The 15432-nt window shown below is 39.6% G+C and carries 18 protein-coding genes; 15 read left to right on the top strand and 3 right to left on the bottom strand.

Going from position 1 to position 15432, the window contains the following annotated elements; translation table 11 throughout:
• The first annotated feature begins 11 nt into the window (after positions 1-11).
• From QNH20_RS21785 to kapD, 4 genes are all read left to right on the top strand, one after another.
• On the top strand, positions 12-1520 hold the full coding sequence (locus tag QNH20_RS21785; RefSeq protein WP_283920029.1) for a leucyl aminopeptidase: 1509 nt from the start codon (positions 12-14) through the stop codon (positions 1518-1520).
• A gap of 186 nt (positions 1521-1706) precedes the next feature.
• Positions 1707-1949, top strand: a complete 243-nt coding sequence (locus QNH20_RS21780) for a hypothetical protein (RefSeq protein WP_283920028.1) — start codon at positions 1707-1709, stop codon at positions 1947-1949.
• Positions 1950-2080: 131 nt separating this feature from the next.
• The gene (locus QNH20_RS21775) at positions 2081-2464 is read left to right on the top strand and encodes a hotdog fold thioesterase (RefSeq protein WP_481857994.1); all 384 of its coding nucleotides are present in this window, start codon (positions 2081-2083) and stop codon (positions 2462-2464) included.
• Between the two features lie 338 nt (positions 2465-2802).
• Positions 2803-3426, top strand: coding sequence for a 3'-5' exonuclease KapD (kapD, locus tag QNH20_RS21770; RefSeq protein WP_283920026.1), 624 nt, complete (start codon positions 2803-2805; stop codon positions 3424-3426).
• A 39-nt stretch (positions 3427-3465) separates the two neighbouring features.
• On the opposite strand, the gene kapB is transcribed toward kapD, so the two are convergent.
• Entirely contained in the window at positions 3466-3846 is a 381-nt protein-coding gene (kapB, locus tag QNH20_RS21765; RefSeq protein WP_283920025.1) for a kinase-associated lipoprotein KapB, read from the bottom strand.
• Positions 3847-3966: 120 nt separating this feature from the next.
• Here kapB and QNH20_RS21760 point away from each other — a divergent pair, with 120 nt between their 5' ends.
• From QNH20_RS21760 to QNH20_RS21735, 6 genes are all read left to right on the top strand, one after another.
• Positions 3967-4713 (top strand): peptidylprolyl isomerase, encoded by a 747-nt coding sequence (locus tag QNH20_RS21760; RefSeq protein ID WP_283920024.1) that lies wholly within the window; start codon positions 3967-3969, stop codon positions 4711-4713.
• 92 nt (positions 4714-4805) lie between these two features.
• Positions 4806-5015 (top strand): hypothetical protein, encoded by a 210-nt coding sequence (locus QNH20_RS21755; RefSeq protein ID WP_283920023.1) that lies wholly within the window; start codon positions 4806-4808, stop codon positions 5013-5015.
• Between the two features lie 112 nt (positions 5016-5127).
• Positions 5128-5679 (top strand): superoxide dismutase family protein, encoded by a 552-nt coding sequence (locus QNH20_RS21750; RefSeq protein WP_283920022.1) that lies wholly within the window; start codon positions 5128-5130, stop codon positions 5677-5679.
• Between the two features lie 131 nt (positions 5680-5810).
• On the top strand, positions 5811-6143 hold the full coding sequence (locus QNH20_RS21745) for a hypothetical protein (protein ID WP_283920021.1): 333 nt from the start codon (positions 5811-5813) through the stop codon (positions 6141-6143).
• A 234-nt stretch (positions 6144-6377) separates the two neighbouring features.
• On the top strand, positions 6378-7562 hold the full coding sequence (locus tag QNH20_RS21740; protein WP_283920020.1) for an alanyl-tRNA editing protein: 1185 nt from the start codon (positions 6378-6380) through the stop codon (positions 7560-7562).
• Between the two features lie 72 nt (positions 7563-7634).
• Complete coding sequence (locus QNH20_RS21735; protein ID WP_283920019.1) at positions 7635-8012, top strand: PH domain-containing protein; 378 nt, start codon at positions 7635-7637, stop codon at positions 8010-8012.
• A 138-nt stretch (positions 8013-8150) separates the two neighbouring features.
• Here the strand turns inward: QNH20_RS21735 and QNH20_RS21730 are convergent, their stop codons facing one another.
• Positions 8151-9314, bottom strand: coding sequence for a MalY/PatB family protein (locus QNH20_RS21730; protein WP_283920018.1), 1164 nt, complete (start codon positions 9312-9314; stop codon positions 8151-8153).
• An 88-nt stretch (positions 9315-9402) separates the two neighbouring features.
• Between QNH20_RS21730 and QNH20_RS21725 the strand changes: the two genes are divergently transcribed.
• Positions 9403-9666: a DUF1871 family protein gene (locus tag QNH20_RS21725; protein WP_283920017.1), complete on the top strand. Its 264-nt coding sequence runs from the start codon at positions 9403-9405 to the stop codon at positions 9664-9666.
• 164 nt (positions 9667-9830) lie between these two features.
• Here QNH20_RS21725 and QNH20_RS21720 read toward each other — a convergent pair whose 3' ends face one another.
• Positions 9831-10091 carry a helix-turn-helix domain-containing protein gene (locus QNH20_RS21720; RefSeq protein ID WP_283923471.1) on the bottom strand — a complete coding sequence of 87 codons (261 nt, stop codon included), beginning with the start codon at positions 10089-10091 and terminating at the stop codon, positions 9831-9833.
• 198 nt (positions 10092-10289) lie between these two features.
• Between QNH20_RS21720 and yugI the strand changes: the two genes are divergently transcribed.
• The 4 genes from yugI (at position 10290) to QNH20_RS21700 (ending at position 14942) form a co-directional block, all read left to right on the top strand.
• Positions 10290-10691 carry a S1 domain-containing post-transcriptional regulator GSP13 gene (gene yugI / locus QNH20_RS21715; protein WP_283920016.1) on the top strand — a complete coding sequence of 134 codons (402 nt, stop codon included), beginning with the start codon at positions 10290-10292 and terminating at the stop codon, positions 10689-10691.
• Between the two features lie 260 nt (positions 10692-10951).
• On the top strand, positions 10952-12223 hold the full coding sequence (locus QNH20_RS21710) for a Glu/Leu/Phe/Val family dehydrogenase (RefSeq protein ID WP_283920015.1): 1272 nt from the start codon (positions 10952-10954) through the stop codon (positions 12221-12223).
• Between the two features lie 93 nt (positions 12224-12316).
• Positions 12317-13480, top strand: coding sequence for an iron-containing alcohol dehydrogenase (locus QNH20_RS21705; RefSeq protein WP_283920014.1), 1164 nt, complete (start codon positions 12317-12319; stop codon positions 13478-13480).
• A 112-nt stretch (positions 13481-13592) separates the two neighbouring features.
• Positions 13593-14942 carry a glucose-6-phosphate isomerase gene (locus QNH20_RS21700; RefSeq protein ID WP_283920013.1) on the top strand — a complete coding sequence of 450 codons (1350 nt, stop codon included), beginning with the start codon at positions 13593-13595 and terminating at the stop codon, positions 14940-14942.
• Positions 14943-15432 lie beyond the last annotated feature (490 nt).

The following is a 15432-nucleotide window of genomic DNA, read 5'->3' as shown; positions in this document are numbered from 1 at the left end:
GTGGGGTTAATATGTTTCATGTAAAAAAAGAATGGAATCTATCCATTGAACATGAGGGCTTAATTATCGGACTTTTTGATAAACCGGAAAAATTCTCAGGAACATTAGCCGCGTTGGATGAAAAGTTTGATGGACAGCTAACAGAGCTGGTAAAATCGGGTGATCTATCGGCAAAGTTAAAAAGTATCAGTAAAGTACATAGCTTTAGAAAAATTGGCTCGAAACGAATTTGGTTTGTTGGTCTTGGCAAGGAAAAGGAATTATCCTTTGATAAATTAAGAGAGTCACTAGGTAAGCTTTTTAAAGAAGTGAAGGCAAGTAAGCTTGAAGAAACAGCAATTTATTTAGATTCTTTTATTACTGAGGAATTGGATGGTTTAGATGCAGCACATGCTTTGAGTGAAGCGTTTGCGCTTTCAACCTACCAATTCGATGGCTATCGGCAAAAATCTAATGAGCCAGAAAAAAGACTTGACAATGTTACAGTTTATAGTGAAGCTTTCGATAGAGAAGATGTTCATTCATCGCTATCAGTTGGCTATGCTTTTGGAAAAGGGACAAATTCTGCTCGTACACTAGTGAATATTCCAGGAAACTTGCTTACTGCTACAGAAATGGCTAAATATGCTACCGAGTTGGCGGCAAAGTATAATTTTGAGGTAGAAATCCTCGATAAAACGGAAATTGAAAAGCTGGGGATGGGAGCATTCCTTGCTGTAAATCAAGGGTCTGTAGAGCCGCCAAAGATGATTGTGCTGAAATATCAAGGAAAAGATGAGTGGAAGGATGTCATCGGTCTAGTAGGAAAAGGCATTACCTTTGATACCGGCGGTTATTCCATTAAAACAAAAGCCGGCATCGTCGGCATGAAGACGGATATGGGCGGGGCAGCAGCTGTTCTCGGTGCCATGGAAATCATTGGCGAAACCAAGCCAGAGCAAAACGTGGTCGCAGTGATCCCATCAACAGATAATATGATTAGCGGGGGCGCGTTTAAGCCGGATGACGTGATTACGTCGATGAGCGGTAAAACCATTGAGGTGTTAAATACGGATGCAGAAGGACGTCTGGTTTTAGCTGATGCCGTTACCTATGCGAAACATCATGGCGCTGATTATTTAGTCGATATTGCGACCTTAACTGGCGGGGTAATTACAGCACTCGGTCTCCATACTACAGGTGCAATGACAAACCATGAAACATTATATGAACAAGTCCTTGAAGCAGCGGTGGAAGCAGGGGAGCAAATGTGGCTCTTGCCATTGTTTGAAACCGAAAAAGAGCGGGTAAGAAACAGTAAAGTCGCTGATTTGAATAATTCCCCAGGCAGTGAAGGACATGCCCTTGTTGCCGGTGCCTTTATCGGTGAGTTTGCTGAAGGGACGCCATGGGTCCATTTAGATATTGCGGGGACAGCCACATCGTCAAGGGCCTACGATCTTGGACCAGAGGGTGCTACAGGGGTCATGACTCGTACTTTAGCATTGTTTGTTGAACGGTTTGAGCCAATAAGTAAATAGATAACGGCCACCGGAATTTTTCGGTGGTTTTCTTTATTTTTCTTACTTATTAAATATATAAGAAAACTTAAATATCTAGGCACGTAGAGCGGATTCCTCCTTTATTATAAAGCCCACTCCAAACCCATCCTTTTCGCATATGAAATAGTGTAGGCAAGTATCGTAGAAAAAAGGAGGAAATGCGGCATGTACCCATATCAATACCCTTATGAATATCGAAATCCGTACCCGGTACAGGATCAAAGATTTGGTTTTCTCGGATTGCCCTTGGCGATAGGTGGGCTTAGCTTTCTAGGCGGTTTAATAGGAGGAGGATTAGGTGCTTCTTTTGCAGCGCGGCCATTTTACGGTTACCCTGGTTTTGGCTATCCCCCAGTAGGCTATCCCCCAGTGGGTTTCCCGCCAATGGGTTATCCAGGTTACTATTAACAATAAAGTTAAAAACAGCTCTAACGGCTGTTTTTTTCATGAAACCGACAGTAAAAAATATGATAAATAAAGGGGAAATCACTCCAAATGGAGAATAGGTTAAGAACTGTATACATAACGGAGGAATGGAAATGATCAAAGATACGTTAATTGAGGCACTGGGGATTGAGATTACCCAATTAGAAAAAGGGAAAGTCATTGCAACGATGCCAGTAGATAAACGGACAAAACAGCCGTTTGGCCTATTGCACGGGGGGGCATCCGTTGCTTTGGCAGAGACTGTTGCAAGTGTTGGCGCTTATGAATTGGTGGATAAAGAAACCGAGGGTGTTGCGGGATTAGAAATTAACGCCAACCATATTCGTCCAAAAACAGAAGGAGTTGTAACCGCGGTAGGAACCGTCCTGCATCAAGGAAAATCAACAATGGTTTGGGATATCAAAATTACCGATGAGCAAGACCGGCTCATCTGTGTTTCAAGATGTACAATGGCAGTTATTAAACTAAAGAATTAAATTGGTTTTGTAAGGGGGTGGGCTATCTTTCCACCCCCTTTTAAAATTAATTGCACAAAAATTTAAAAAATTATCATAGAAATCGTGTTATAATGTTAGATATATAGAAGGCTCGCTGATTGGCGTGCCCCTAAGGGCGAAAATAGAGGGGGAGCTCGTCGAAAATCACAGCTTTTCCACCTCGAGGCTTTTGCTCACGACATTTTCCTAAGTGCACTTATGTCTGAAGGGAAAGTATTCCTTTCTTATAGGCGAAAAAATAGAAAAAAAGCACAATTTTTTGTACAGGTTTCTTTATATAATGGTAGTAAGCAGGAAAAGAAAAGGTGGTGAAAAAGATGAGATTAAAGCGACAATATTTATTCATTGATTTTGAGTTCACAATGCCTGAACGAAATGTTCGTATTAAAGACTTTTTCGCAGAAATTATTGAGGTCGGAATTGTAGCTGTCGTTGATGATCAGATTACGGAGCAATTCTCATCCTATGTTACTCCATTAAAATTCCCTAAGTTATCAGACCGCTGTAAATCATTTTTACATATTTCACAGCAGCAGGTTGACAATGGGTTATCGATTTATGAACTTATTAAAAAATTGGCGGAGTTCAATAAAGAGAATGTTGAAACCACAATTGTTACTTGGGGAAACATGGATATGAAGGTACTGCGGCATAATTGTTTAATGGCGGGGGCTGATTTTCCTTTTAATGGTGCTGAATTAGATCTATCAATGGAATATAAACGTTTCTTTGGTGATCAAAATCAAACAGGTTTATGGAAAGCTGTACAGGAATATGGCAAAGAAGGGACGGGACGGCATCATCGGGCACTTGATGACGCAATGACTACCTATAATATATTCAAACTCGTTGAAAAGGATAAACGCTATTTGGAAAAACCAAAACCAACGACGATTGGCGATCGAGTTGATTTTTCAAAGCTACTAAATGAATTTGCATAAAAGGCCAAATCATTCAAATTGATTTGGCCTTATATCTGCTTAAAATTTATAATCCTTCTCCAATGATTCTAACGATCTAATGCTCATCTCAGCCCATTGTGAAGGTATCTCAGCTAGTTCTTTTTTCATTTTAGCAACGGCTTCTTTTAGAGATTCCATATAATCTGGGACTTCGTTTTCAAATGGTTTAACCATTTGCTTGGGTATATTGGCCTGCTCCCTCAAGCTGAGCGCTCGTCTTTCATGAAAAATAAGCACATCAGCTTCTTTTGGATTGTGCAGATCCCCCTGCATAGGATGTTTCATGACCGCTAAAACTCTGACTAGATAATGCTGCGGGCGGATCTCAGTTATTTCTCCAATATATTTCCCTGTTTTATAAATCGCCGTTACAACTTCACCAACCTGTAATTCTGCCACCAAAACCACTCCTTACTGCAATTTTTTCTATCTTTCATTTTATAATGAAATAGTCTAAATTAAAAACAAAGTGCAAAAAAATGAAATTTCGGTTAAAGTGTAAAAATGGAGGGATTATATATGAGAAAGAATTTGAAAATACTATTTACAGTAATGACGATTGTTTTAGTATTGACAGCTTGTGGGACAAGCTCGAAGAAAGAAGACACTCAATCGAAAACAAAAACTGATGCGCAAAAAACAGAGCAGAAGAAAGGAGATAAAGAAGTGGCAAATGCTGTCTATCCACAGCTTTCAACTGAGGTTTCAGAAAATGAAAAACTAGTGGAAATGGAAACATCCATGGGAACTATTAAGATCAAATTATTCCCTGAATATGCTCCAAAAGCTGTTGAAAACTTTGTAAAGCATAGCGAAGATGGATATTATGATGGTCTTATTTTTCATCGCGTTATAAAAGATTTCATGATTCAGGGCGGTGATCCGGAAGGCAACGGAACCGGTGGCGAAAGTATTTGGGGAAAGCCGTTTGAAGATGAGTTCTCAAAGAATCTTTTCAATCTTCGCGGCGCATTGTCAATGGCAAATTCGGGAGCGAATACGAACGGCAGCCAATTTTTTATTGTTCAAAAAACATCTCTTGATCCATCGATGAAGTCGGATATGGAAAAGGCTGGCTACCCAAAGGAAATTATTGATGCCTATGATCAAAACGGCGGTACACCATGGCTCGATCACCGTCATACAGTTTTTGGCCAGGTAATCGAAGGTATGGATATTGTTGATAAAATTGCAGACACGCCAGTGGGGGCACAGGACAAACCTGAAACGGATGTTATCATTAAAAAAATTAAAGTGTTAAAATAAGCGGATCTTCTCGGAGTAATTCATTGGTGTGAAATGTTTTTTGTTGCTATAATAATTAGAGCAGTTCCTTTAAGAAGAAAGGAAGAAGAAAAATGTTTCAACCGTCAGTACTCGCCCTGTTTTTGTACTTTCCAGAGGATAAATCAGAATATATCCCGGCTGTCATTAGCCTGACGATTTTTATGATTGCTGCTTTTTTTACAATGCGTTTCATCATAAAAATTTCTAAGCGGGAAGCCCAAAAGGCAAAAGAATTAGAGGAACAAATAAAAAATAACCAATTTACTCAAAGGGACAGATAACAATTACTGTTCCTTTTTTTCTTGTCATTCATATAGGTCACATAGAATTTGAATAGCTCATTGTACGTTTGTCCATACTATAGGCAAATTGTCTATAAGCGGGGGAATACATATGAAGAAAAGCTGGCTGTTTATCCTGTTTCTCATCCTTACAGGGTGTTTGGAAAAGGAAATCAAAAAGATAAATGTAGAAATGTTCAATGCTGTAGGCGATTCGCTCGGAACTGTAACATTAGCCGAGCAATCAAGCGGTGTTAAAATGACAGTAAATTTGAAAGGACTCCCAGCTGGGGAACATGCTATCCATATTCACGAAACTGGAAAATGTATGGCACCTGACTTTAAATCTGCGGGGAACCATTTTAACCCTGATAAAAAAGAACATGGTCTGCTTCATCCTAAAGGTGCCCATGCTGGAGACCTGCCGAATTTAATTGTTGAGGATGATGGGTCGGTTAAGGCAGACCTAATGGCGCCCAATGTCACTTTAAAGGATGGGAAAAAATCACTGTTTACAAAAGAAGGTACATCAATCGTGGTTCATGAAGGGAAAGATGATGGAATGAGCCAGCCGGCAGGAGATTCAGGGAAGAGAATTGCTTGTGGGGAAATTTCTAAAAATAAAAAAGCAGGCCAAAAAAAGGCTCAAGACGAAAAAGAATAAAATGCCAAAGCTATCTCAATTGCGAGATAGTTTTTTTGATGAAAAATATTATTATTTTTATAGGTAGGAATCTAAGCTTTTCCTAAAAATGGTACATACACTAACAGGGAGAATGTAAGGAGGCGATTAAAATGGAAAAAAGACAATTTGGAGGTGCTCCTGGACAACAAATGGGCTTTCCACAAATGATGGGCGGATTCCAGCAGCCAGGATATCCACAAATGGGAGGTTTTCAGCAGCCAGGCTACCCGCAAATGATGGGGGGCTATCAGTATGGTCATCCACAAATGATGGGCGGTTATCAGCATGGATGTCCACATATGGGAGGATATCCACAAATGGGAGGTTTTCAACAGCCAGGCTACCCGCAAATGATGGGGGGGCAGAAGCCTCAAACAATGGGCGGATTACAACCAGGTCAACAACCAATGACATACGGTCAGCGGAAGAAAGACAAAAAGTAATTTAAGTGGTTGAGATATTCAAAATTAAATAGACATGGCGAACCTGTTCCCTTAGAAAAAAGGGACAGGTTTTTCAGCCGATGGGAAAGTATAACTTTCCCATCAGGCATAAGGGCAACTACGCCTCTGTCTTCGCCAATCGGCGAGTTTTTTTTATATTCTTGCTTGATTAAATTACCATATTTATAGACAATATGTGTATCACATAAAAAAGTAAATCGGGGTGTATTTGTAATGAAAAACAAATTATATTATCTGAACGCATACATACAAACTTTTACTGCCCGAGTTTTGAAGCAAGAAGAGGACGAGGCTGGCAATTGGTATATCGTTTTAGATCAGACCGCCTTTTATCCTACGGGCGGAGGGCAGCCGCATGATATAGGCACAATTGCGGGTAAAAAGGTCGTGAATGTTGAAGAAATTGATGGCCAGATTCGCCATTACCTTGAAAGTCCCTTACAGGATAGCACTGTAGAGGTATCTGGCACCATTGATTGGGACCGACGATTTGATCATATGCAGCAACACGCAGGACAGCATATTTTATCAGCAGCTTTTGAGCAGTTATTAGATTACAAAACAGTTGGTTTTCATTTAGGAGCAGACAACCTGACAATTGATTTAGAAACTGAAAACCTTGCAGAGGATGACATAAAGAAAGTTGAAGAGCTTGCAAATAGAATTATTTTAGAGAATAGGCCAATTGAAAGCAAATGGGTAACAGAGGAAGAATTATCAGACTATCATTTAAGAAAAGAGACAAAGGTAAAAGAGGACATCCGGCTCATAATTATTCCGGACTTTGATTATAACGGCTGCGGCGGGACACATCCGAAGGCAACAGGTGAAATTCGTGCGATTAAAATATTGGATTGGGAAAGACAAAGGAAAAAAGTCCGTGTTCAATTTTCATGTGGCAATCGAGTGATTAAACTCCTCGGAGACAAGCAAAGAGTGCTGCTCGGATTAACAAAGCACCTTAATGCCCCAGAAAAGGAAATGGAGCAGGCAGTAATAAGACTGCTGGAAAATGGAAAGCGTTTGGAGAAGGCTCTTGACCAATCAAAAGAAAGTTTACTTCAATATGAGGCGAAGGATTTACTGGATAAAAATAATGATATTGTGGCTGAGGTGTTTCAAAATCGGACCATTCAAGAGCTTCAGAAGCTGGCCAGACTCGTCATTGCTGAAAATGATGCGGTGCTAGTATACTTTGTATCAAAGAATGAATCTCGTTTGCAGCTTGTTTGTGCCCGAGGAGCCTCTAGAACAGAAAATATGAAATCATTGATTGGAGAGATCTTACCTTTAATAAACGGAAAGGGCGGAGGAAATGATTCTTTCGCACAAGGCGGCGGGGATAACCTAATGACTGCAGAGCAAATCCTTCAACAGCTGTTAACTATTATTAGATAAAATTCCAGCACAGCTTTATAGAATTTGGCTAATTTTGTATAATGGGATTATTAGAATGAAAGGGTGAGGCATGTGGGATTTTTAGATGGCTTAATGGGTAATGCATCTGAGGTAAATACTGTGGAGGTACAAAAGGAATTTGCAAGAGTTCTTGCACCAAATGAGCAAATTGATAAAGCATATAAGCTTATTCGTGACATGTTTATTTTTACAAATAAACGTTTAATTCTTGTTGATAAGCAAGGAATAACAGGTAAAAAGGTAGAGTATCATTCCATACCCTATAAAAACATCACTCATTTCAGCATTGAAACAGCTGGAAATTTTGACTTAGACGCTGAACTAAAGATCTGGATCTCAGGAAATGCTGCTCCACTCCAGAAGCAATTTAATAAAAACTTAAACATATATGAGCTGCAAAGCGTTCTTGCGGATTATGTATTAAAATAATTCAAAAAAAATGATCTCATGAAGGGCTCATAAGGATAAAAAGAGTGCAGAAACCAAAAGAAATGTCCTCATGAAGGATCATGAGGACAAAAAGAGCGTAGAAATTAAGAAAACTGGTATCATAAAGGCTATGCTTTACTATTTAAGAGCTCTTTTTAATCGTTTAAGCCCTTCTTTTACATCCTCTTTCGGACAGGCAATATTCATTCGAACAAAACCTTCTCCACCGGGGCCGTATTTCGTACCTGGCTCTAGTGCCAATTTCCCCTTTTCTATTAATAAGTGGCGTAACTCATCATCAGAAACGTTGAGTTTCCGGCAATCAAGCCATAGGAGGTAGGTTCCTTCAGATTTGATGCAGGTAATCTCTGGAAGGTGCTCGTGAAGAAAATTAATGGCAAATTTTTTGTTTTCCTGCAGGTAATCAATCAGTTCCTCAAGCCATTCCTCTCCTTCCCTGTAAGCCGCTTCCATCCCGATCAACCCAAAAGTATTTAATGAGAAAACCCCTTGGCGGGATAAGGTTTCATTAAATTGTTTTCTTAATTCTTCGTTTTTAATAATGACGGCAGAAGCCTGCAGCCCCGCAAGATTAAAGGTTTTACTCGGTGCAATAAGTGTGATGACCCGCTCAGACAATACATCACTTAAAGAAGCAACTGGGATATGATGGTAGTCTTTGAAAATGATATCAGAGTGAATTTCATCTGAAAGAATAAGACAATTGTATTTTTGGCAAAGCTCGCCAATTTTCAATAGCTCAGTTTTTGTCCAAACCCTGCCTCCGGGATTGTGCGGGCTGCATAACAAGAACAGCTTACAGCCTTGTTGTAATGACTCTTCAAAGCTGGCAAAATCAATCTCGTATTTTTCATTTACCAGTGTTAACGGCGAATTTACCACTATTCTGTTATTTTTTTTAATCATTTCGAAAAAAGGAGTATAAACGGGAGATTGAAGCAACACCCGATCACCCTCTTCTGTAAACGACTGGATTGCAGCACTAATCGCTTGAACCACTCCACTGCAATATGACAGCCATGATGGGTTTACCTCCCATTGATGTCTTTTTAACAGCCAGTCTACAATCGCCCCTGCTGTGGATGGAGGGACAAAGGTATAACCGAACACCCCGTGTTCCACTCGAGATTTTATCGCTTTTAAAACGGCTTGAGGCGGCTTAAAATCCATATCGGCTACCCACATAGGCCATAAATTAGCTTCTCCAAAGATTTCCTTTGTTTGCTCCCATTTGACTGATGATGTCTTTAATCGATCAATCTTTTCATTAAAAATTGTCATTCTCTCACCGCCGGTTTCAATTTTTATACTTACTTATTCTTATGATAAAATATTTTCATCAAATGTAAAAATAATAGGAGATAAAAAAATGAGAAAAGAGCTTCAAACTAATTTGCAGTATGTGGATCTTTTAAATGAATGGGACCCCTTTCACTTGAAAAACGGCGGTTATGAGACTGAAATAGCTGACACGATTCAAGCAGTCCATGAACTTAATAATCCGAGTAAGCTGGCAAAAAGAATTCAAGCGATTTACGAATTTTCTTTTGAAAAAGCTATTCCCATGGAAAGCTGCCTAAAAATAGCAGAGGAATTATTAACAATCAAAGAGAATGAATCTTGCTCTCTATAAAATAAAAATAGAGGACATACCGAATTGGTTGTCCTCTTCAAAAGGGGGGAATACTAGAAAGCCTTATATATTAAGGTTTACCAGTATCTCCTTTTTCTATACGGGAAAAGATAAAAAAATAAGAAAGCTGTACATTTTACCGCTTCTACCTTGTAGGGATTATATTAAGGATTCGTAGGGGAGGAGTCTGTATGAACTTGGTTTTGTTGTAATAACTCAGAAGCAGGGATATCTAGAACAGTAGACAACTTTAAGATTGTCTGAGTACCTGGCATTTGTTCCCCAGATTCGTATTTCTCAATCGTATGAGTACCTACTCTTACCCTCTGAGCCAACTCCTCTTGAGTCATATTGTGCTTTTCACGGCTATTTTTAATGATCTGGCCGATTGAATTCATACTGTTCACCTCTTCTTGAAAAGATATTTTCTCACTATTAGTATATCATGGTAAATTTTTCGTTTCTTATTCCCTTTTTGAACATTATGTTAAGAATTTCTGAAATAATCGTATGTAGTTCCTTGTTAATATTAAAAGCTTTTTTGATTAAAGCCGTTTATTATGCTATAATCTTTTAATGCGTATATATGGGATAAAATAATTTTTTTAATTAGGAGTGTTTTCATGACAGAAAAAATTGAAACAGGTAGTATATTATCAGGTAAGGTAACAGGTATTCAACCATATGGTGCATTTGTTGCACTCGACGAAAATACACAAGGTCTTGTCCATATTTCAGAAATAACGCACGGATATGTAAAAGATATTAATGACCACTTAAAGGTTGGCGACGAAATTAAGGTTAAGGTCTTATCTGTCGATGAAGAAGCAGGAAAAATTGGCCTTTCGATTCGTGCGACTGAAGAAGCTCCTGTTCAACAAACTGCAAAACCAAAGAAGCCTCGTAAGCGTCTTGCTGCAGCGATTATTCCTGAAGCAGAAGGCCAACAAGGATTTAACACATTAAAAGACAAGCTTCAAGAGTGGATTGATCAATCACAACGAGAAGATTTAATTAAAAAATAAAACATTAGAAGCCTGAGACCTGCTGTGATTGCAGTTTGGTCCAGGCTTTTTTATAAGGAAAAGAACGTTGCAAAAAAGAATCAGTTTATCACACAGTATAGAATATACATATTTTACAACGAACTGGGTGATGCTATGCTTTGCTCACATCACCTTATTGAATTTATGTACTAGAAATAAAAATAGAAAACAGTTCATTCTTTTTTTCGGCTCGGCTACAATAGATTTATCTATACATAAATCTAAATAGGGGTGCAAAAATGGGGACTACTGATGGGGATGGAAAGGAAAAAGAAATATTAAGCCTTCTTACATCAACGCAAATTGTTATTCATGATGCATTAAAAAAACTAGGGTATAACCAAGATATGTATCATTTATTAGAAGAACCATTGAAAACAGTCAGTGTCAGGATTCCTGTTCGAATGGATGATAGGTCGACTAAAATTTTTACAGGTTTCCGTGCACAGCATAATGATGCAATTGGACCAACAATGGGTGGTGTTCGCTTTCATCCTCGGGTAAGTGAAGAGGAAGTCAAGGCATTTTCGATGTGGATGAGCATGAAATGCGGGATTGCTGATTTACCTTTCGGTGGAGGAGAGGGCGGAATTATTTGTAACCCGCGAACGATGTCATTTGGTGAGTTGGAGCGTTTAAGCCGCGGTTACGTACGTGCTATTAGCCAAATTGTCGGACCAACTAAAGATATACCAGCACCAGATATGTATACCAATTCGCAAATTATGGCCTGGATGTTAGATGAATACAGCTGTCTCCGTCAAAACGACTCTCCCGGCTTTATCACTGGGAAACCACTTGTGCTGGGAGGCTCTGAAGGAAGGGAAAAAGCAGGAGCAAAGGGAGTAACCATCTGTATCGAAGAAGCGGCGAGGAAGCGTGGAATTTCGATCAAAGGAGCTCGTGTGATTATCCAAGGTTTTGGAAACGCAGGAAGCTACATCGCAAAGTTTTTGCATGATGCAGGAGCAATTATTGTTGGAATTTCAGATGTTTATGGTGCATTATATGATCCAGATGGATTAAATATTAATTATCTATTGGATCGGCGTGACAGCTTTGGTACTGTAACCACCTTATTTGAAGGCATCTTTACGAATCAAGAACTACTAGAGTTCGACTGTGATATTTTGGTGCCGGCGGCGATTTCTAATCAAATTACAGTTGAAAATGCCCACAGTATCAAAGCAAGTATTGTGGTAGAAGCAGCGAATGGGCCTACGACGCTTGAGGCGACAAACATACTCACAGAGCGTGGAATATTGCTTGTTCCTGATGTGTTGGCAGGTGCAGGCGATGTCACTGCTTCTTATTTTGAATGGGTTCAAAATAATCAAGGGTATTTTTGGACTGAAGAGGAAATAAGCGAAAAATTACGAGAGAAGCTTGTCAAATCCTTCAATGATATTTACGAATTAGCGCAAACTAGCAAGGTAAATATGCGCATGGCCGCTTATATGGTTGGTGTAAGAAAAATAGCAGAAGCAGTGTTGTTCAGGGGATGGGTATAAAGAAATCCTTGCATCATCTTGATGCAGGGTTTCTTTTTTTGCAAAAAAAATGATTTTAAATAATAATTGAGAATGAAAAGGACGGTGTTAATTGTGGAGAACTTTACTTTTTTGAATCCAACAAAATTAATTTTTGGAAAAGGTCAGCTCGAACAATTAAAAACAGAAATTCCCCGATACGGGAAAAAAGTGTTGCTCGTCTATGGCGGCGGCAGTATTAAACGTAGCGGTCTATATGAAAAAGTTAACTCTCTTTTACATGAAGTCGGTGCTGAAGTATTTGAACTTTCTGGGGTAGAGCCAAATCCCCGCATTTCTACTGCTCGAAAAGGGGTAGAAATCTGCGAAAAGGAAGGAATTGAGTTCCTTTTAGCAGTTGGCGGCGGAAGTGTAATCGACTGTACTAAGTTAATTGCAGCAGGGGCTAAATATGATGGAGATGCTTGGGATTTAGTTGTTAAAAAGGCCTTTGCCAAGGAAGCTCTTCCGTTTGGTACGGTATTGACACTTGCGGCAACTGGTTCAGAAATGAACGCCGGCTCGGTAATCACTAATTGGGAAACAAATGAAAAATATGGCTGGGGCAGTGCCGTGACGTTCCCGAAATTTTCAGTTTTAGATCCTGTGAATACATTCACTGTTCCAAGAAACCAAACGATTTATGGAATAGTGGATATGATGTCACATGTCCTTGAACATTATTTTCACCTTGAAGAGAATACAGATTTTCAGGATCGTATGTGCGAATCCTTACTTATTACGGTGATGGAAACAGCACCGAAATTGCTGGCCGATCTTGAAAGCTATGAACACCGGGCAACGATTCTCTACAGCGGCACAATGGCATTGAACGGTATTTTAAATATGGGTTATCGAGGCGATTGGGCAACCCACAATCTTGAGCATGCGGTATCTGCTGTCTATGACATCCCACATGGCGGCGGGCTTGCGATCCTTTTCCCGCATTGGATGGAACATACCCTTAACGTGAAACCTGAGCGCTTTAGACAGCTTGCTGTTCGGGTGTTCGGGGTAAATGCTGAGGATAAGAGTGCGGAGGAGGCAGGACGTGAAGGAATTCGGAAGCTACGTGATTTTTGGAATAGCATTGAAGCACCTTCACGATTAGCTGATTATGATATTGATGATTCTAAGATTGATGTAATGGCAGACCGCGCGATGGCAAACGGTGAGTTTGGCACGTTTACGAAGTTAAATCGTGACGATGTTTTATCCATTTATCGGGCTTCATTATAAATGTAAAAAATTTATCGAAAATGGGCACGCTTACATAAGGTGCCCTTCCTTGATTATCTGCTCGTCATTCGTTAAAGTGAGTATTGAAAATAAAAAAAATGGAGGATCATACATGACACATGTTCGTTTTGATTACTCAAAAGCTCTTACTTTTTTTGGAGAACATGAACTTACATACCTACGCGATGCTGTGAAAGTTGCCCACCATTCTCTACACGAGAAAACAGGGGCTGGCAGTGACTTTTTGGGATGGATCGAGCTCCCAACCAATTATGACAAAGAAGAATTTTCTCGCATTCAAAAATCAGCTGAAAAAATTAAGGGAGATTCCGATATCCTGCTTGTGATTGGCATCGGCGGTTCTTACCTTGGGGCAAAGGCTGCGATTGAAATGCTGTCGCACAGCTTCTATAACGTCCTACCGAATGAAAAACGCAGCACCCCGCAAATCATTTTTGTCGGAAACAATATTAGTTCCAGTTATATGCAAGATGTAATCGATCTCCTTGATGGAAAGGATTTCTCGATTAACGTCATCTCTAAATCTGGAACAACCACTGAACCAGCGATAGCCTTCCGTATTTTCCGCAAGCTTCTTGAGGAAAAATACGGTGTAGAAGAAGCGCGCAAAAGAATTTATGCAACAACAGACAAAGCAAGAGGTGCGCTAAAAACGTTAGCAACGGAAGAAGGCTATGAATCATTCGTAATTCCGGATGATGTTGGCGGTCGTTATTCTGTTTTAACTGCAGTCGGCTTGCTGCCAATTGCCGTTAGCGGAGCTGACATTGAAAAAATGATGGAAGGTGCAAGGCAGGCACAAGGTGACTATAGTTCATCTGAGCTTGAAGAGAATCCTGCCTATCAATATGCGGCTGTTAGAAATGCGCTTTACAATAAAGGAAAAACGATTGAAATGCTGATCAATTATGAGCCAGGTCTGCAATATTTTTCTGAATGGTGGAAGCAGCTGTTTGGTGAAAGTGAAGGAAAAGACCAAAAAGGGATTTATCCATCTTCTGCAAACTTTTCGACAGATCTTCATTCACTTGGACAATATGTTCAAGAAGGACGCCGTGATTTATTTGAAACCATCATTAAGGTTGAAAAACCTCGACATGAGTTAAAAATTGAAGCCTTTGAAAATGACTTAGATGGGCTAAACTATTTAGCTGGACAAACGATTGACTTTGTTAATAACAAAGCATTTGAGGGTACGATGCTTGCCCATACAGACGGCGGCGTGCCAAACTTAATTGTTTCCATTCCTGCAATGGATGAGTATACATTTGGTTACCTTGTTTATTTCTTTGAAAAAGCCTGTGCAATGAGTGGTTACCTGCTAGGGGTTAATCCATTTGATCAGCCAGGAGTTGAGGCTTATAAGGTGAATATGTTTGCTTTACTAGGCAAGCCTGGATTTGAAGAAAAGAAAGCTGAGCTTGAAAAACGGTTGAAATAATATAAAAAAGAGTGCTGACGCGATTTGAAGGAAGGCGTCAGCACTTTTTTTTGAAGACTAACTTATAAAAAATTTCCTCTTAAGGACAAAACTCACTGGAAAATCCGTAAAAATGTCTTTAAGAAACTGTCAAATAAGCTCAACATTCGGACACCCCAAGGTAATTTTCTGCTTATCCAGTCCGAATAAGCTCAACATTCGGACATCCAAAGGTAATTTTCTGCTTATCCTGTCCGAATGAGCTCAACATTCGGACAACCTAAGGTAATTTCCTTCATGTCCTGTCCGAATGAGCCTAACATTCGGACACCCCAAGATAATTTTCTACTTATCCTGTCCGAATGAGCCTAACATTCGGACAACTCAAGGTAATTTCCTGCATGTCCTGTCCGATTATGGACAAAACTCACTGGAAAAATCCATAATTACTCATTGGAATACCACGAAAATAGTCTTTAATAGCCCGTCTAAAGGACGGAGTTCACTAGCG

Origin of the sequence: Neobacillus sp. WH10 (genome assembly GCF_030123405.1) — a bacterium.
Taxonomy (GTDB): Bacteria; Bacillota; Bacilli; order Bacillales; family Cytobacillaceae; genus Neobacillus.
Note: the sequence above shows the minus strand (reverse complement) of the source record. Positions and strands in the feature narration are given on the sequence as shown.